A 17,722-nucleotide genomic window follows, 5' to 3' on the forward strand; every position below is an offset into this window, starting at 1 on the left:
CGGCCCGATGTTGCAATGGGTCGCACACCTTGCGCGCGTTTACCAACGCTGAATCACCCTTTACCCCCGGTCCGTTTCACGGCGTCTGCTAAGGTTTGACCCATGCAGCTGCTCCCCCTACTGACAACTGCCCATGCGCTTTTTCTGGACTTCGATGGCACGCTCACCGAGCTGGCACCACGCCCCGAGGCGGTGCGCGTCGCCTCCGGGCTGGTCCCAACGCTGCTATCGCTGTACACCCACCTGGGGGGTGCGCTGGCCATCGTGACCGGGCGGCCCGAAGCCGACATCGACGGATTCCTGGCCCCGCTGCGCCTGCCGCTGGCGAGTGAGCATGGTGCCCAATACCGCCTGGCCGACACTTCGCTTCCGGCCGTTCTACCGCCGGATCTAGAGCCCGTTCTTCGGGCTGCGTACGACCTTGCAGCGCGCAACCCCGGGCTGCTGGTGGAGCCCAAGCGCGTCAGCGTGGCCCTGCACTACCGCCAGGCCCCCCAACTGGCCGCGTTGTGCCACGACACCCTGGTACGCGCCATGCGCCATGTGGAGGGCGTGGAACTGTTGCATGGCAAATGCGTCTTTGAAGTGAAGCCCCGTGGCGTCGACAAGGGCCAGGCCATTGCTGATTTCATGACCCAGGCACCCTTTGCAGGACGTATGCCAGTCTTCGTGGGCGATGACGTCACCGACGAAGCTGGCTTTGCCGCCGTGCAGGCGCTGGGCGGCTGGGGCATCAAGGTGGGCGAAGGGCCGACCATGGCACAACACCGCTGCATGACACCCGCCGCATTGCGTGGCTGGCTGTCGGCCACGCGAACCCATTGGAACCACCTGAACCCGGAGCGCGAACCATGAACACAGCCGCCAACGACCCCCAAGCGGGATCGCTCAACCTGGGGATGATCGGCAATTGCGCCATCAGCGCACTGATCGACAACCACGCCCGCATGGTGTGGTGCTGCCTGCCGCGTTTTGATGGAGACCCGGTGTTCAACGCCCTGCTGCAGCCCGGCGACGAAGGCAGCCACTTCGCGATCGAACTCGAAGACCTCGCCTCGGCCCACCAGTGGTATGAGCCCAATACCGCCATCCTGCGCACGCAGCTGTTTGACAAGGCAGGCCATGGGGTGGAGATCACCGACTTTGCGCCGCGCTTTTACAGCCGCTCGCGCTACTTCCGGCCCATGACGCTGGTACGCCGGGTGCGCCCCATCCAGGGCGCGCCGCGCATCCGCGTGGCGCTCAAGGTGCGCTACGACTGGGGCCAGACCACGCCCGAAATCACGCGCGGCAGCAATCACATCCGCTATGTGGGCGAGGGCATGACGCTGCGCCTGTCCACCGATGCACCGGTCTCGCACGTGTTGTCAGGCCAGGCGTTTGTACTCACGCGCGAACACAACTTTCTGCTGGGGGCCGACGAAACGCTGGTGGAGGGCATTGCCGACACCGCGCGCCTGTTCGAGCAGGAGACCACGGCCTACTGGCGCAGCTGGACCCGCGCCCTGGCCGTGCCGCTGGAGTGGCAAGAAGCCGTCATCCGTGCGGCCATCACGCTCAAGCTCTCACTGTACGAGGACACCGGTGCCATCGTGGCCGCCATGACCACCAGCATCCCCGAGTCCGCCCACAGCGGCCGCAACTGGGACTACCGCTACTGCTGGCTGCGCGACGCGTTCTTCGTGGTGCGCGCGCTCAACAGCATCTCCGAAGTGGGCACCATGGAGGACTACCTGCGCTGGCTCAGCAACGTGGTGGTCGAAGGCGGCGATGGCCACATCCAGCCGCTGTACGGCATTGGCCTGGAGCAAGAACTTCCCGAGAGCCTTGTGCCCCAGCTGGCGGGCTACCGGGGCATGGGCCCCGTGCGCGTGGGCAACCAGGCGGCAGAGCATTTCCAGCATGACGTGTACGGCAACATCGTGCTGGGCGCGGCCCAGGCCTTTCACGACCACCGCTTGCTGCACCGCGCGGGCCTGGCCGAATTCACGCGGCTGGAACAGGTGGGCGAGAACGCGGTGCGTGTCTACGGCCAGCCCGATGCAGGCATGTGGGAGCTGCGCACACGTGCCCGGGTGCACACGTCGTCCGCCCTGATGAGCTGGGCCGCCTGCGACCGGCTGGCCAAGATCGCCGCCACCCTGCAGCTGGCCGACCGCGCCAGCCACTGGCAGCAACATGCCGACCGCATGCGCGCCGAGATCCTGGACAAATCGTGGTGCGAAGAACGCCAGGCGTTTGCCGAGAGTTTTGGCGGCCATGAGCTGGATGCCAGCGTGCTGCTGATGGCCGAGGTGGGCCTGATCGACCCCAAGGACCCACGCTTCGTGAGCACCGTGGAGGCCATGGAAAAGAGTCTGTGCGACGGCCCCTACATGCGCCGCTACGAGGCGGCCGACGACTTCGGCAAGCCCGAAACAGCCTTCAACATCTGCACCTTCTGGCGCATCGATGCCCTGGCGCGCATTGGCCGCAAGGCCGAGGCGCGCGCCATCTTCGAGACCATGCTGGCCGCCCGCAACCCGCTGGGCCTGCTGTCCGAAGACACGCACCCCGAAACGCGCGAGATGTGGGGCAACTTCCCGCAGACCTATTCGATGGTGGGCGTGATCAACGCTGCCGTGCGCCTGTCAGCCCCCTGGGACAGCGTGATTTGAGGCCCTGTCCGACAACGGCCTGGGGCGATCCACAACGATGATCGACCCATGAGCCGCCTTGTCGTCATCTCCAACCGCCTCGCCGATCCCCGCAAACCCGCTGCTGGGGGCCTCGCCGTCGCCCTCGGAGAGGCCCTGAACCAGACAGGCGGGCTGTGGTTTGGCTGGAGCGGCAACGTGGTCGAAGGCGGGACACCCGGCGAGGGTGAACTGCACACGCGGCAGGCGGGTGCCGTCACCCTGGCCACCGTGGACCTGTGCCGCGAAGACCATGACAGCTACTACCATGGCTACAGCAACAGCGTGCTGTGGCCGGTGTTTCACTACCGCCTGGACCTGGCCGACTTCAATGCCAGCTACATCGCGGGCTACCGGCGCGTGAACCAGATGTTTGCGCGCAAGCTGCTGCCGCTCTTGCGCGAAGATGACATCCTCTGGGTGCACGACTACCACCTGATTCCGCTGGCCGCCGAGCTGCGTGCCATGGGCTGCAAGCAGCGCATCGGTTTTTTTCTGCACATTCCGATGCCGCCGCCGCTCATCATGGCGGCCATTCCGCAGCACGAGTGGTTGATGCGTTCGCTGTTCGCCTACGACCTGGTGGGCCTGCAGAGCGAGGCCGACGTGTCGCATTTCACACGCTACGTGCGCAACGAAGGCAGCGCCGAGGAGGTGGACGCCCAGCGGCTTCGCGCGTTCGGCGGCACGGTGCAGGTGCAGGCCTTTCCCATCGGCATCGACGTGGACGAATTCACGCGCCTTACGCACGCCCCCGATGCGGTCGAAACGTACGAGAACATGCGCGACGAGTATTCACGCAGGCGCCTGCTGCTGGGCATTGACCGGCTCGACTATTCCAAGGGCATCCCGCATCGTGTGCGCGCGTTCCGCGAGCTGCTGGACCGTTACCCGGAAAACCGCGACAGCGCCACACTCATCATGATCGCCTCGCCCACGCGCGACGACGTCAACGCCTATGCCGACCTGCGCCAGGAGCTGGAGGGCCTGTGCGGCGCGGTGAACGGCGACTATGGCGAACTCGACTGGATGCCGGTGCGCTACATCCACCGGATGGTGGCGCGCAAGCGGGTGCCAGGTTTGTGCCGCGCCGCCGCCGTGGGCTTGGTCACGCCACTGCGCGATGGCATGAACCTGGTGGCCAAAGAGTATGTGGTGGCGCAAGACCCAGACGACCCGGGCGTGCTCGTGTTGTCCCGCTTCGCGGGTGCGGCCGAGCAACTGAAAGAAGCGCTGCTGGTGAACCCCTACGACACCCAAGGCATGGCCGACAGCATCCAGCAGGCGCTGCAAATGCCACTGGCCGAGCGGCAGGCACGCCACCAGAAACTCATGGCTCGCCTGCGCGAGCACGACGTGCACTGGTGGCGAAAGTCGTTCCTGAACGCACTCCAGACGGCAGACGACTGACGACCTCCACGTGCCGCCTGGCTAGCCCCGTCGCGCGCAGCGAAGGCTCAGAGCAACTTCGTCAGCAGGCTCAACACAAAGCTCAGAAGCAGCGTCGAAGCCAAAGGCACGTCCCAGTCCCGGCCCAGCCAGCGAAAGCGCAGGTCGCCAGGCAAGCGGCCAAACCCCATGCGCCGAAGCAAGGGCGAGAGCCAGCTCAGCAACATCAGAGCCAGAAAGACGACGAGAAGCCAGCGGATCATGCCCACAGTGTAGGGCGGCAGGTCCTTTCAGCGCCTCTCGACGCACATGCAGGCGCAGCGCTGCCGCACTGGGGTCTTCCCCCTCCAGGAAGGAAGCCCCACAAGCGACTCAGGGGCCTTCGTTCTTTCAGCGCTGAACGCCCCAGCGCCGCACCGTCAGCCGCTCCAGCGTATGGAACCCCAGGCTCTCCACCGCCAGGCCGATCAAAATCACCAGCACCAGTCCCGCGAACACCTTGTCGGTATAGAGCTCATTGCGGTTCTGGAAGATGTACCAGCCCAGGCCGCCCTTGCCCGACGAGGCGCCGAACACCAGCTCTGCCGCGATCAGTGTGCGCCAGGCAAAGGCCCAGCCGATCTTCAGACCCGACAGGATGGACGGCAGCGCGGCCGGCACCAGGATCTGCAGCACGTAGCGGATGCCGGTGAGGCCGTAGTTGCGGCCGGCCATGCGCAGCGTCTCGGGCACGGACTGGAAACCCGCGTAGGTGTTGAGCGCCAGCGGCCACAGCACCGAGTGGATCAGCACGAACACCAGGCTGCCCTGCCCCAGGCCGAACCACAAGAGCGCCAGCGGCAGCAGCGCGATGGCCGGCAGTGGGTTGAACATGGAGGTCAGCGTGGACAGCAGGTCGCGCCCGAACTGGGTGGACACGGCCAGCGTGGTGAGCACGAAGGCCCCGAAGATGCCCGCGAGATAGCCCTTGAGCAGCACCGACAGCGAGATCGCCGTCTTGGCGATCAGCTCGCCCGAGGCCAGGCCCTCCACCAGCGCCTTGGCCGTTTGCAGGAAGGTGGGCAGCAGCAGGTCGTTGTCCTGCCAGCGCGCCACCACCTCCCACAGCACGGCCAGCACCGCCAGGATCACGAGCTTGCGCACCCAGGCCTGCTGCCAGATGCGCGCGGCCAGGGGCAGCGGCTGCACGGGCGCAATACCGCACAACGGCTCCAGGCTGCGCTCGAACTCGGGGCGCACGGGAGGGGTCAGCAGGGAGGCACTCATACGGAAATCTGGAAAGGCAGCGAACCCGCGGGCCGCTGGGGATTGACGAGCGGCACTCCGCCCTGGCGACCGGGCGCCAGGGCTTCGGCATCGGCCTGCACCGATCCCGGCACGGCACCGGCGGCGGGTTCGTCGAACAGCAGGCGGTGGATGCGCTGGGCCGTGGCCTGGAACTCGGTGCCGCCCAGGCTGTGCAGCCCGAACTGGTGGCTGTTGACCTCGGCGCGCAGCCGCCCCGGATGCGGCGACAGGATGGCGATGCGGTTGCCCACCACCAGCGCCTCCTCGATGGAATGGGTGACGAAGATCAGCGTGAAGCGGAACTCGTCCCACAGCGAGAGCAGTTCTTCCTGCATGCGCCGGCGCGTGAGGGCGTCGAGCGCGGCAAAGGGTTCGTCCATCAGCAGCACCTGGGGCTGCATGACCAGCGCGCGCGCAATGGCCACGCGCTGCTTCATGCCGCCCGAGAGCTGGTGCGGGTGCACGTCGGCGAACTTCGTGAGACCCACCTTGTCGATGTAGAGCGCCGCACGTTCGGCGGCCTCCTTGCGGCCCACGCTGCGCGAGGCCAGCAGCGGGAACATCACGTTGTCGCGCACCGTCTTCCACGGCGGCAACTGGTCGAACTCCTGGAACACCACCACCCGGTCGGGCCCGGGCCGCGTGACGGCGTGGCCGTTCAGCAGGATCTGGCCCTCGCTGGGCGCGATGAAACCGGCAATCGATTTGAGCAAGGTGGACTTGCCGCAGCCCGAGGCCCCGAGCAGCACGAAGCGGTCGCCCGCATGCACATCGAAACCCACGCGGTGCGTGGCACGCACCACGCGCTCGCGCGTGCGGTAGTCGATGCTCACCCCCTGCACCTGCAGCAACGCGGCGCCTGGCTGGGTGGACACGGCGGCGGCACGGCCCCCGCCCGCAGCCAGGCCCAGCGCCTGCGCCTCGGCCTCCAGCGCCGTGCGTTCGCTCTGCAGCGGGGGTGAAAAGGGCCCCAGGCGGATGGTGTGCTCGCTCATGCCAGGAGGCCCACTCAGTTGCCAGACGCCGTGAGCGCGTCTTCAAAGAAGTAGTCCTTGAGCGCGGTCGGCTGGTTCTTGATGGCGCCCACGCGGTGCAGGAACTGGCCCATGCCCAGCGTGTTCTCGGGGCGCACCTTGAACTGCACCTCGGGGTTCTGGATGATCTTGAGCAGCAGGCCCCGGTCGGTGTTGCCGCCCGACACCTTGAGGTAGATGTCGGCCGCCTTCTCGGGGTTGGCGGCGACGAACTTGGCAGCCTCGTCGAGCGCATCGACGAAGGCCTTGTAGGTCTTGGGGCTCTCGGCGCGGAATTTCTCGGTGGCATAGAGCACGGTGGCCGATGCCGGGCCGCCCAGCACGTCGTACGAGTTGAGGACGATCTTCGCCTTGGGGTTGCCGGCCAGCTCCTGCTCCTGGAAAGGCGGGTTGCCGAAGTGGCCGGTGATCTCGGTACCGCCCTTGATGATGGCCGCCGCCGCGTCGGGGTGCGGCAAGGCCACCTGGTTCTTGTCCAGGCGGTTGAACTCCTTGTCGCCCCAGAGCTTGGCCGAGGCCATCTGCAGCACGCGCGACTGCACCGAGACACCGACGGCCGGCAGCGCGATGCGGTCCTTGTCGGTGAAGTCGGCAATGGTCTTCACGGCCGGGTTGTTGCTCACCAGGTAGTAGGGGAAGTTGCCCAGCGAGGCCACGCCCTTGACGTTCTGGCGGCCCTTGGTGCGGTCCCACAGCGTGAACAGCGGGCCCACGCCGGCACCGGCGATGTCGATGTTGCCCGACAGCAGCGCGTCGTTGACGGCCGAACCGCCTGACAGCTGCAGGAACTCGACCTTGATGTCCACGCCCGCGGCCTTGCCATGCTTCTCGATGAGCTTGTTCTCCTGCGCCACGTTGAGCAGCAGGTAGACGATGCCGAACTGCTGTGCGATGCGCAGCTGCCCTTCGGCCGCGTAGGCCGGGGCAGAAAGACCGAGGCTTGTCAGCACAAGGCCCGTGGCCGTGAGCCATCCGGCGGTCTTGCGGCCCAAGGTCCTGCGGTCAAAAAAGTGGCGGGTTGGAGAGGTCATGACAATCTTTCAGATCAAAAATCAAGCAAAAAATGGCCCCAGCGCTTATTTGAAAAGCGCTTTAAGCTATCAAAAACAGAGCAAACTCAGAAAGGCAGGTCGCCTTCGATGGTGGTGCGATAGAGCTTTCGGCGTTCGCTGTCAGGCGTGCCCGCCGCCAGGTGGGTCACCGAGCGGTTGTCCCAGAACACCAGGTCGTGCGGCTGCCACTGGTGGCGGTAGGTGAACTCGGGGCGCACGCTGGCAGCGAACAGCTCGGCCAGCAAGGCTTGGCTCTCGTCCTCGGGCAGGCCCACGATGCGGGTGGTGAAGTGCTCGCTCACGAACAGCGCCTTGCGCCCCGTCTCAGGATGGATGCGCACCACGGGGTGGATGGAAGGCGCCACCTCGTCGATCTGCGCCTGGGTCAGCTTGGGGCGCCAGGGGCTGCGCGCGCGCAGCTCCTCGTACTTGGCCAAGTAGCTGTGCTCGGCCTTGAGCGGCGCGATGCGCGCCTTGAGCCCTTCGGGCAGGGCGTCGTACGCGGCATGTTGATCAGCGAACAGAGTGTCACCGCCTTCGCCCGGCAGCTCCTGCGCGTGCAGCAGCGAGCCGAGGCTGGGTTTGTCCTTGTACGACAGGTCAGAATGCCAGTAGTGGCCCGCATCGCCCAGGCCAATGGGCTGGCCCGCAGCGTCCTTGATGTTGGAGACGATCAATATCTCGGGGTGGCCCGCGAGCTGGAAGTTCTTGAGCACGTGGATCTGCAGCGGCCCGAACAGGCGACTGAAGTCGATGTGCTGCTGCGGCGTGATGCGCTGGTCGCGGAACACCAGCACGTGGTGGTCCAGGTGCACGCGGTGGATGCGGGCGAAGTCCTCGCGGCCCAGCGGGCGCGACAGATCGAGCCCCAGCACCTCAGCGCCCAGCGGGCCGGCAGCGCCTGCCACGGGGCGGATCACCAAGCCTTGCGGCGGCGCGTCGCCATCGGTGGCTGTGGCGGTAGGGGGCGGAGAAGACAGAACGGCCGACATGGGAACCTCGTGGGGAAATGGGGGCAGGTGTGCTCCGAGGTCTGCACTCTAGGCCGCGTTGCTTATTCAGGGAACGAAGGTTTTCTCAGTTGTTAACAACCAAAACAGCTAACACCTGCCACAGGGACCCACTCGCTCTGGCGCTCTGCGGTTCGCACATGCCATCATCGCCACTGGGCCCACTTCCATCCTTGCCGATGCCTGCGACCTACCACCACACCGTCAGCGGCCAGCGCTGGTCGTTCTGCGACCTGCGCGAGGTGATGGCCAAGGCCACGCCCGCACGCTCGGGCGACACACTGGCTGGCATCGCGGCCGGCTCGGCGGTGGAGCGCATGGCGGCGCGCATGTGTCTGGCCGATGTGCCGCTGGCGCGCTTCCTGAACGAGGCGCTGGTGCCCTACGAGGTCGATGAGGTCACGCGCCTCATCATCGACACACACGACGCGATGGCGTTTGCGCCCATCGCCCACCTCACCGTGGGCGGGCTGCGTGACTGGCTATTGGCCGCAGACACGGCCGCCCTGACCGCCGTGGCACCGGGCCTCACGCCCGAGATGGCGGCCGCCGTGAGCAAGCTCATGCGCAACCAGGACCTGATTGCCGTGACGCGCAACTGCCGCGTGGTCACGCGCTTTCGCAACACCCTCGGTCTGCCCGGCCACCTGGCCGTGCGCCTGCAGCCCAACCACCCCACGGACGACCTGCGCGGCATCGCGGCGTCGATGGTCGATGGCCTGCTGTACGGCGCGGGCGACGCGGTGATCGGCATCAACCCGGCCACGGACAGCATTGCTGCCCTCACGGGGCTGGTGCACATGCTGGACGAAGTCATCACCAAGCTGCAGATCCCCACGCAGTCGTGTGTGCTGACCCACGTGACGAACACGGTGCAGATGATTGAGCAGGGCGCGCCGGTGGACCTGGTGTTCCAGTCCATCGCCGGCACCGAAAAAGCCAACGCCGGCTTCGGCGTGAACCTGGCCTTGTTGCACGAGGCGCGCCAGGCCGCCCTGTCCCTGAAGCGCGGCACGCTGGGCAACAACGTGATGTATTTCGAGACCGGCCAGGGCAGCGCGCTGTCGGCCAACGCCCACCATGGCGTGGACCAGCAGACCTGCGAGGCCCGGGCCTACGGAGTGGCGCGCGCCTTCTCGCCGCTGCTCACCAACACGGTGGTCGGCTTCATCGGGCCCGAGTATTTGTACGACGGCAAGCAGATCATCCGCGCCGGCCTGGAAGACCATTTCTGCGGCAAGCTGCTGGGCGTGCCGCTGGGCTGCGACGTCTGCTACACCAACCATGCCGAGGCCGATTCGGACGACATGGACACGCTGATGACGCTGCTGGGCGTGGCGGGACTGACCTTCATCATGGGCGTGCCGGGCGCCGACGACATCATGCTCAACTACCAGAGCACCTCCTTCCACGACGCGCTGTACCTGCGCGAGGTGCTGGGCCTCCAGCGCGCGCCCGAATTCGAGGCCTGGCTGCAGCGCATGCACCTGGCCGATGGCACGGGCCGGCTGCTGCCCGCCGTGCAGCAGCAGGCCGCCATTGCGCAGCTGCGGCAGATCGGGATGCAGAGATGAGCGAGTCAACCCCTATCACCGGCCCTTTACCCGACCCCTGGGATGACCTGCGCGCCCACACCGCCGCGCGGCTGGCGCTGGGCCGCGCGGGCACGGCCGTCCCCACGCGCGAGCTGCTCAGCTTTGGCCTGGCCCACGCCCAGGCGCGCGATGCCGTGCATCTGCAGCTCGACGCGGACGCGTTGGCGGCGCAACTCAGGGAGTTGGGCTGCAGCACGCTGCAAGTGGCCAGCGCCGCGCCCGACCGCGCCACCTACCTGCTGCGGCCCGACCTCGGCCGACGGCTTGGCGATGCGGACGCGGAGCGGCTGCGCGGTCTGGGGGATGGCCACACACACTGCGACCTGCTTTTGGTCGTGGCCGACGGGCTCTCGTCCCTGGCCGTCGAACGCAACGCCGTGCCCCTTGTGGAAACCATCGTGCGCACTGCGCCGCAGGGCTGGCAGATCGGCCCAGTGGTCGTCGCCACCCAGGCCCGCGTGGCACTGGGCGACGAGGTGGGCGCGCTGCTGGGCGCGCGCATGGTGGCGGTGCTGATCGGCGAACGCCCGGGCCTGAGCTCGCCCGACAGCCTGGGCATCTACCTCACCTGGCACCCGCAGGTGGGCCGCAGCGACGCCGAGCGCAACTGCATCTCCAACGTGCGGGCCGAGGGGCTGGCGCCGTCGGCTGCCGCGGCACGCCTATGGTGGCTGTGTCAGGAGGCCCGGCGCCTTGCGCTGACGGGCGTGGGCCTGAAAGACCGCAGTGATGCGGTGACGATCCCGGCAGCGGGCGTTCCTGGCGCGCTGGGCGCACCGGGCGACCAGGGCAGCGATCCGGTTACGTGAAGTGGATGAAATGCGCCGATGACCACGCCTTGCTGTCGTCGCGCTGGCGCCCGTGGAAGTACACCGGCCGAAAGCCAAAGGCGGCGTTGTCGGGCGACACCGGCACCACCCCCTCCACCGACTGCGGTAAGGGCACGTCGGTCAGGCGCTCCAGCGCCACAAAGAGTTCCGTGCCGCCCAGGTCGAGCTGCAGGCGCCCGGCTTGCACCAGCTCGGCCCCCGAAACCTCCCAGTGGAAGTCCGGGCGGTGCACGAACGGGTTGCGCTGCAGCGGATCACCCACCTTGATGAAGCTGTCGATGGTGCCGCTCACGACGATGCGCAGGTCCGCCAGCTGGCTGACCTCGATCTCGATGCTGTCGGCGTCGCCATAGGTGTCGCTGCGAAAACCCAGTTCCGTGGGCCCTGCGCGCCAGGCCGATTCTTCGGCATGCTCGAAGCCGTGGCTGCGAAAGCCCAGCACCGTGCCGCCCAGCACCTGAATGCGCCCCTGCCATGCGGCCCAGCGGTAGCGGTCGGGGATGCGTGCACCGCCCCAGCGCAGGCGGATGCGCCGCTCCGAGTAGCCCAGTTCGCGGTGCAGGTCGCGCTCCCAGATGCGGCCCGTGTGGTCGTAGGCGGCCAGGTATTCCCAGCCGCTCTGGCCTAAAAACTGGTATTGCACCGGCGCCTCGCCCTGCCAGTCGAACGCATCGCCCTGGCGGTGCGGCCCCACGCGGGTGATGACCGCAGCATGCTCGCCCGTGGTGGCCCAGGTGTGGCGCGCGCGCAGGGCACGGCCCACGCTGGCGCGGTCGAGCCAGTCGGCCAGCACGCCGGTGAGCCCGCCGTGCACGCCAAACACCTGCACCCCCGGCGCCCCACCGCCGGGGCGCCCCCGGTGTTCATCGCTGCTGGCGGCCACGCCCAGCTGGTAGCCGCGCCGGATCACGTCCTGGTAGAGCCAGCCGAAATGCCCCCAGGTGGAGGCGATTTCCACCAGGCGCTCCAGGCCCGGGTGGTGCCAGTCAGGGATGTAGCGGCGCCCGCCCACGTGCGGCATGACGAGGTGGTTCTCGGCATCGTCCGCGTATGCGGCCCACAGCTCCTGCACCGGCCAGCGCCCCAGGCTCACACCCGTGCCTTTCATGTCCTCGTTCCATACGAAGGTGCGGTTGTGCTCGCCGCGTTCGTTGTGCGGAAAGCCGGGCGTGGCATCGCCCAGGAACACCACGTTGTGGTCGCCCCCAGCCGTGGAACTGCCGCACCATTCCTGCACCGCATAGGCCACGAACTCGCCCGGCACGTTGGCGGCCTGCACGGCCTCCAGACCCACACGCCAGTTGTGGTCGGTGATCTGAAAATCGTTGGCCGTGTAGCCAAAGATATCCACGCCGCCGATCTCGCGGGCGTAGGCCGCGTTGTAGCCCGGGCTGTTGGTGCCCACGGTGTCGTGGGCATGCACGTGCAGGTCGGCATAAAAAGGCCGGGCGGTGGGGAAGGCGGCCGACACATCCACCGCAAACCGCGCGGGCGGCACCTGGGGTGCGCCGGACAGTTGCGCCTCGATCTCGTAGCGCCCCTCGGGCAGGCGCAGGGCCTGCTCGCCCGCCAGCCCGGTGCTGGCCCAGCCGTCGGCGGCAAAGGCCAGGTTCACCTCCTGCACCGGTGCACCGGCCTGCAGCACCCGCACCTGCAGGGGCTGCAGCCAGTCGCGCACGATGTTGCCCCAGCGGTCGAGTGCCGACACGCGCAGCGGCAGCGGCTGGCCCGGCTGCGCATAACGCGGCGCATTCAAAAAGAGCTGCGACGCGGGGCCGTGCGCAACCCGCAGCACCACGTCGTCGGGCACCGCCACAAACCGCGAGGTGCCCAGCGGGTCCACGTAGAAACGCACATGGAAAGCGTCCTCCACAAAGGTCTGCACCCGCGTTCCGGGGCCACCCCGGCGCCGGTCGCCCAGGCGAATGATGATGTGGTCCCCAGCGTTGAGGTAGCCGTCCACCACGTCCACGATCACGGCCTTCTGGTAGGGCCGCTCATGGCCTTTCTGGTCAAACCGCACGGCCAGGGACTGCACCGACGCGGGGCTCTGGCCCGGCAGCAGAGGGCCGGCCTGGTATTCGGCGCTGATGAAGTTGGCGCCGGTGGGGTCGCTGGTCTGGAACAAGGCCCAGTCCGAATAGAACTTGAACGTGGCCTTGATACATGCGCCGTCGGCCACGCCGGAGGCGCCGACCTCGAAGTCCAGGATGATTTCCTGCCAGCTGCCCGCCTCGACGGCCGTGGTGTGGCAGGTGACGCGGCCGATGAACGGCTGCGCCTTGCTGTGGGCATACAGGCCAGCGGGCGCATGGTGCAACCCGGCGGCGGGGATCGCGGGGTCGTGCTGCAGGGAAGGAAAGGGGTGGACAGGAAGCAACGCACTCATGCCAGTTACTCCACCCGGATGCCGGCGGACTTGACCAGCGCGACGTACTTGCGCGTCTCCTGGCCCACAAACGCCGTGAAGCGGCCCTGCGCGTAGCCGGTGGCCCGGATGCCCTGTGCGGCCAGATCGCTGCGCACCTTGGGCTCGGCCAGCACACGGGCCACCTCGGCGCCCATGGCTTCCAGCAGGGCGGGCGGTGTGGCTGCGGGGGCAAACAGCCCGAACCAGGTTCCAGCGCGCAGGCCGGGGTAGGTTTCCTCCAGGGTCGGCACGGCCGGCAGCAGCGGGTGGCGGGCCTCCCCGCCGCTGGCCAGGGCTACCAGGCGCCCCGCCTGCACATGCGCCAGCGCGGGGCCCACGGCGATGAACATCACGTCCACCTGCCCCGCCACCACGTCGGCCAGGCCCACGGGGCCACCGCGGTAGGGAATGTGGGTGACGTAGATGCCGGCCTGCTGCTTGAGCAGCTCGGCCGCAAAGTGCTGAGGACTGCCGTTACCCGCAGAGGCGTAGTTGTACTGGCCCGGGCGGGCCTTGGCGGCGCGCACCAGGTCGGCCACGGTCTTGAAGCCTGTCCTGGGGTGGGCCACCAGCAAAAAGTCCGTCTCGCCCAGGGACACCACGGGCACGAGATCACGTCGGGGGTCGTAGGGCAGGCTGGCCGAGAGCGTGGGCAGGATGGTGATGGGGCCATCGGCCCCTGCGAGCAGGGTGTAGCCGTCGGGTGCCGCCTTGGCCACGGCATCCACGGCAATCACGCCGCCCGCACCAGCGCGGTTGTCCACCACCACCGGCTGGCCGAGGTTTTCTGCCAGGCGGGCGCCCACACGCCGCGTCACCACATCGAGGGCACTGCCCGGCGTGTTGTGCACCAGCACGCGGATGGGTTTGTTGGGGTAGCCATCGGCGTAGGCCGATGTGAAAACCACGGTGCTGGCCAGCAGGCACAGCGGCAGGAGGGGGCGGAACAAAGCGCGCATGGCGGACGCCGGTGGAGCACCGGCTGTGGAAGCAAGAAGCCACCGAGCGTAGGCAGCACCCCGCTGTCCACCAACGAAGTTTCTCGCAGACCCTTATGCGCCGAACAGATATGGCAGGACAACGCGGCGTGGCGCACGCCTGGCGGCTACAGCCGGTGCGACCGGTCCCCGTGCACAAACCCCACAGGTTCCCACGCCTCGCCCGCGCCCAGGGCCAGCACCTTGAAAAGCTCGCCCATTTCATGTTCCATGATCAATTTGGCCGCTGTCGCTCGCTGTGCTTGCGGAAGCAGCTCCATTTTTGATAGCAAACCGCAGTTGATGAGAAAGTGCGCCTGCGTGGTGTAGCCCAGCACCTGCAGCCCCGCATCCTGCGCGGCCAGCGCCATGGCGGTGAAGTTGACGTGGGCCGTGATGTCCTTCAAGCCCACCGCCACCAGCGGGTCGCCGTCAGCCAGGTGGCCCTGGTGGCACATCACGGTGCCCATGTGGCGCTGGGGGTGGTAGTACTCGCTTTCGCCAAAACCGTAGTCCAGCAAAAAGGCCGCGCCACGCGTGAGCCGGTCGGCCAGCGTGCGGATGAAGCCCTCGCCCTGGGCGTGGATCTCGGTCAGGTAGTCCTGCGGGCCTTCGATGTCCACGGACGGACGCAGGCCGGTGGGGCGGTCGGCCCAGGCAAAGCGGCCGTCGCCATCCACCACCACGCCACGCTCATGCCACACGCCGCCCTGCTGACCACCGTGGCGCGCGAGCAGTTGCACGGGCATCGCGTCGAGCACTTCGTTGCCCACCACCACACCGCTAAATTTTTCGGGCAGTGCGTCCACCCAGCGCAGCTTGTGGGCATGCGCCACCAGCTTGGCCTGCTGGCGCGCGCGCAGGCTGCCCGACAGATCGACGATGGTGTAGCGCTGCACCTGGTCGCCCAGGGCGTCCAGCAGTTGCAGCGCCAGCGCGCCCGAGCCCGCACCAAACTCCCACACCTCATTGGTACCGGTGTGCGCCAGGGCCTCGCCCACCTGCACGGCCAGCGTCTGGCCGAACAACGGTGTCATCTCAGGTGCGGTCACAAAGTCGCTGCCAGACTCGGGCATGGCGCCGAATTTGGTGGAATCGTTGGCGTAGTAGCCGAGGCCGGGCGTGTACAGGGCCAAGGCCATGAAGCGGTCAAAACCCAGCCATCCGCCCTCGGCGGCAATGGCCTGGGCAATGTGCTGGTGCAGGGCGGTCGTTAAACTGTCGGGTCTTTGGGTCACGGCCCGCATTGTCTCCCACCCCACATGTCTGCCCCCTCCCATCCACGCACCGTTCTGGTCACAGGCGCCGCCAAGCGCCTGGGCCGCAGCATTGCGCTGGCCCTGGCCGCGGGCGGCTGGCAGGTGGCGGTGCACTATCGCTCATCGCAGCAGGATGCTATCGATACCGTAGCTGCTTGCGCACGAATGACAGGCGCCAGCGCCCATTTTGATGCTGATTTTGACGACGAAGCTGCCGTGCGTGGACTGTTGCCCCGCGTGGTGGCGCACTTTGGCCGTGTGGATGCGGTGGTCAACAGCGCTTCGCTGTTTGAGCACGACAACGCCGCCACCTTTGGTTTTGCCGCGCTCGAAAAGCACCTGCGCAGCAACACCGCCGCCCCCGTGCTGCTGGCCCAGGCCCTGCACCAGCATGTGGCCGACCGCGCCACAGCGGGCGAGGCCGATGCGCAAGGCGCCGTGGTCAACCTGCTGGACCAGAAGCTCTGGAACCAGAACCCCGATTTTGTGAGCTACACGCTCTCCAAGGCCGCGCTCGAAGCCGCTGGCACCATGCTGGCCCTGGCCCTGGCGCCGCGGGTGCGTGTGGTGGGCGTGGCGCCCGGCCTCACGCTGACCAGCCACATGCTCAGCGACGACAAGTTTGCCCAGCTGCACGCCCTCTCCCCGCTGGGCCGCTCGTCCACCGCCGAGGATGTGGCCGCCACCGTGAAGTTTGCGCTGGAAAATCGGTCCATCACCGGCACCACGCTGCTGGTGGATGGCGGCCAGCACCTGATGAAGTTTGACCGCGATTTCTCGTTGATGTGAGCGCACGCACACACGTTCACTCAATCCAGGACCTATTCATGACCCCCGCTGCAGGCACCCAGATCCTCACGCTCACCGGTTTGCGCTTTGACGCCAACCTGGGCATCCTCGACCACGAAAAAACCGCGCCGCAGCCCATTCAGGTCGATGCCGAACTGAGCCTGGGCGTGCAGCCGCTGGCCCCGCGCGACGACGACATCGGCCATGTGCTGGACTACCGGCGTGTGCGCCAGATCATCATTGACGAATGCACCGCCGAGCATGTGAACCTTCTGGAGAGCCTGATCGGCAAGCTGGCCAACCGCCTGATGCAGCTGCCCGGCGTGCTGGGCGTGCGGGTGAAGATTGCCAAACTCGAAATTTTTGACGACTGCGAAGTGGCCATTCGCATCGAGACAGGACAGTGGTGACCCCATGAGCGCAGTATTGAACGAAGCCCCCACCTCCGCACCTTCCTCCGGCTGGGCCGATGAGCCTGCAGAAGCCGCAGCGAGCGGCGCCGCCCGCATGAAGATCGAGCGCGAAACCCACAAGCTCGAAAAACGCCTGTGCCGCGAGGTTGGCAAGGCCATCGTCGACTTCAACATGATTGAAGAAGGCGACAAGGTCATGGTGTGCATGTCGGGCGGCAAGGACAGCTACGCGCTGCTCGACATCCTGCTCAAGCTCAAGGCCCGCGCCCCCATCCACTTCGATCTGGTGGCGGTGAACCTGGACCAGAAGCAACCCGGTTTCCCCGAGCATGTGCTGCCCGAGTACCTGGCCAGCACCGGCGTACCCTTCCACATCGAGAACGAAGACACCTACAGCATCGTCAAGAAGCTGATCCCCGAGGGCAAGACCACCTGCAGCCTGTGCAGCCGCCTGCGCCGGGGCATTCTGTACCGCGTGGCCGACGAGCTGGGCTGCACCAAGATTGCGCTGGGCCACCACCGCGACGACATCCTGCAGACATTGCTGCTCAACATGTTCTTTGGCGGCAAGATGAAGAGCATGCCACCCAAACTGGTGAGCGACGACGGCAAGCATGTGGTGATCCGCCCGCTGGCCTACGTGGCCGAGAAGGACACCACCCGCTGGGCTGCACACCGCAACTTCCCCATCATTCCCTGCAACCTGTGTGGCAGCCAGGAGAACCTGCAGCGCAAGCAGGTGGGCGAGATGCTGCGCGAGTGGGAAAAGCGCTTCCCGGGCCGGGTCGAGAACATGTTCAATGCCCTGCAGAATGTGGTGCCCTCGCACCTGCTGGACGGCAGCCTCTACGACTTCAAGAACGCCAAGGCCACGGGCATTGCCAACGAAGACGGCGACAAGGCGTTTGACAAGGAAGAGTTCGTGGCGCCTTCGCCATCGCTGCCGGGCGTACAGGTGGTGCAGCTGTCGTGAACCCTGGCGGGCTTCGGCACTCTCACAGA

General features: G+C 67.1%; 16 protein-coding genes. 8 read left to right on the forward strand and 8 right to left on the reverse strand.

Annotated elements, in window-relative coordinates:
- Nucleotides 1-102 precede the first annotated feature (102 nt).
- Genes otsB through otsA form a run of 3 tightly spaced genes read left to right on the forward strand, consistent with a single transcriptional unit; the run spans nucleotide 103 to nucleotide 4,085 of the window.
- Nucleotides 103-855: a trehalose-phosphatase gene (otsB, locus tag ARADN35_RS0112815; protein WP_010462716.1), complete on the forward strand. Its 753-nt coding sequence runs from the start codon at nucleotides 103-105 to the stop codon at nucleotides 853-855.
- Nucleotides 852-2,657 carry a glycoside hydrolase family 15 protein gene (locus tag ARADN35_RS0112820; RefSeq protein WP_010462717.1) on the forward strand — a complete coding sequence of 602 codons (1,806 nt, stop codon included), beginning with the start codon at nucleotides 852-854 and terminating at the stop codon, nucleotides 2,655-2,657. The genes otsB and ARADN35_RS0112820 overlap by 4 nt, the downstream gene beginning before the upstream one ends.
- Before the next feature lie 48 nt (nucleotides 2,658-2,705).
- Nucleotides 2,706-4,085 (forward strand): alpha,alpha-trehalose-phosphate synthase (UDP-forming), encoded by a 1,380-nt coding sequence (gene otsA / locus ARADN35_RS0112825; RefSeq protein WP_010462718.1) that lies wholly within the window; start codon nucleotides 2,706-2,708, stop codon nucleotides 4,083-4,085.
- A gap of 47 nt (nucleotides 4,086-4,132) precedes the next feature.
- Here otsA and ARADN35_RS0112830 read toward each other — a convergent pair whose 3' ends face one another.
- The 5 genes from ARADN35_RS0112830 to ARADN35_RS0112850 all read right to left on the reverse strand — a co-directional run bounded on the left by ARADN35_RS0112830 (nucleotide 4,133) and on the right by ARADN35_RS0112850 (nucleotide 8,429).
- Complete coding sequence (locus tag ARADN35_RS0112830) at nucleotides 4,133-4,327, reverse strand: DUF2905 family protein (RefSeq protein ID WP_010462719.1); 195 nt, start codon at nucleotides 4,325-4,327, stop codon at nucleotides 4,133-4,135.
- Nucleotides 4,328-4,454: 127 nt separating this feature from the next.
- Nucleotides 4,455-5,330, reverse strand: coding sequence for an ABC transporter permease (locus ARADN35_RS0112835; protein WP_010462720.1), 876 nt, complete (start codon nucleotides 5,328-5,330; stop codon nucleotides 4,455-4,457).
- The gene (locus ARADN35_RS26310; RefSeq protein ID WP_010462722.1) at nucleotides 5,327-6,346 is read right to left on the reverse strand and encodes an ABC transporter ATP-binding protein; all 1,020 of its coding nucleotides are present in this window, start codon (nucleotides 6,344-6,346) and stop codon (nucleotides 5,327-5,329) included. Before ARADN35_RS26310 ends, ARADN35_RS0112835 begins: the two co-directional genes overlap by 4 nt.
- Nucleotides 6,347-6,360: 14 nt before the next feature.
- A complete protein-coding gene (locus ARADN35_RS0112845; protein ID WP_029413988.1) occupies nucleotides 6,361-7,416 on the reverse strand; it encodes an ABC transporter substrate-binding protein in 1,056 nt (351 codons plus the stop codon).
- A gap of 86 nt (nucleotides 7,417-7,502) precedes the next feature.
- Entirely contained in the window at nucleotides 7,503-8,429 is a 927-nt protein-coding gene (locus ARADN35_RS0112850) for a TauD/TfdA dioxygenase family protein (protein ID WP_010462726.1), read from the reverse strand.
- A gap of 197 nt (nucleotides 8,430-8,626) precedes the next feature.
- Between ARADN35_RS0112850 and ARADN35_RS0112855 the strand changes: the two genes are divergently transcribed.
- Entirely contained in the window at nucleotides 8,627-10,021 is a 1,395-nt protein-coding gene (locus ARADN35_RS0112855) for an ethanolamine ammonia-lyase subunit EutB (RefSeq protein WP_010462728.1), read from the forward strand.
- A complete protein-coding gene (gene eutC / locus ARADN35_RS0112860; protein ID WP_010462730.1) occupies nucleotides 10,018-10,851 on the forward strand; it encodes an ethanolamine ammonia-lyase subunit EutC in 834 nt (277 codons plus the stop codon). The genes ARADN35_RS0112855 and eutC overlap by 4 nt, the downstream gene beginning before the upstream one ends.
- On the opposite strand, the gene ARADN35_RS0112865 is transcribed toward eutC, so the two are convergent.
- From ARADN35_RS0112865 to ARADN35_RS0112875, 3 genes are all read right to left on the reverse strand, one after another.
- On the reverse strand, nucleotides 10,844-13,261 hold the full coding sequence (locus ARADN35_RS0112865) for a hypothetical protein (RefSeq protein ID WP_010462732.1): 2,418 nt from the start codon (nucleotides 13,259-13,261) through the stop codon (nucleotides 10,844-10,846). The two genes, eutC and ARADN35_RS0112865, sit on opposite strands and share 8 nt — an antisense overlap.
- Nucleotides 13,262-13,266: 5 nt before the next feature.
- Nucleotides 13,267-14,241, reverse strand: coding sequence for a Bug family tripartite tricarboxylate transporter substrate binding protein (locus ARADN35_RS0112870; protein ID WP_010462734.1), 975 nt, complete (start codon nucleotides 14,239-14,241; stop codon nucleotides 13,267-13,269).
- Nucleotides 14,242-14,387: 146 nt separating this feature from the next.
- Entirely contained in the window at nucleotides 14,388-15,506 is a 1,119-nt protein-coding gene (locus ARADN35_RS0112875) for a class I SAM-dependent methyltransferase (RefSeq protein ID WP_010462736.1), read from the reverse strand.
- 15 nt (nucleotides 15,507-15,521) lie between these two features.
- Between ARADN35_RS0112875 and ARADN35_RS0112880 the strand changes: the two genes are divergently transcribed.
- From ARADN35_RS0112880 to ttcA, 3 genes are read left to right on the forward strand one after another with little or no spacing between them, the layout of a single operon-like run.
- The gene (locus tag ARADN35_RS0112880; protein ID WP_010462738.1) at nucleotides 15,522-16,307 is read left to right on the forward strand and encodes an SDR family oxidoreductase; all 786 of its coding nucleotides are present in this window, start codon (nucleotides 15,522-15,524) and stop codon (nucleotides 16,305-16,307) included.
- A 38-nt stretch (nucleotides 16,308-16,345) separates the two neighbouring features.
- Entirely contained in the window at nucleotides 16,346-16,717 is a 372-nt protein-coding gene (locus ARADN35_RS0112885; RefSeq protein ID WP_010462740.1) for a dihydroneopterin aldolase, read from the forward strand.
- A gap of 4 nt (nucleotides 16,718-16,721) precedes the next feature.
- On the forward strand, nucleotides 16,722-17,693 hold the full coding sequence (gene ttcA / locus ARADN35_RS0112890; protein ID WP_029413991.1) for a tRNA 2-thiocytidine(32) synthetase TtcA: 972 nt from the start codon (nucleotides 16,722-16,724) through the stop codon (nucleotides 17,691-17,693).
- The last annotated feature ends 29 nt before the right edge of the window (nucleotides 17,694-17,722 follow it).

Source organism: Acidovorax radicis N35 (assembly GCF_000204195.1).
GTDB classification, from domain to species: Bacteria; Pseudomonadota; Gammaproteobacteria; order Burkholderiales; family Burkholderiaceae_C; genus Acidovorax; species Acidovorax radicis.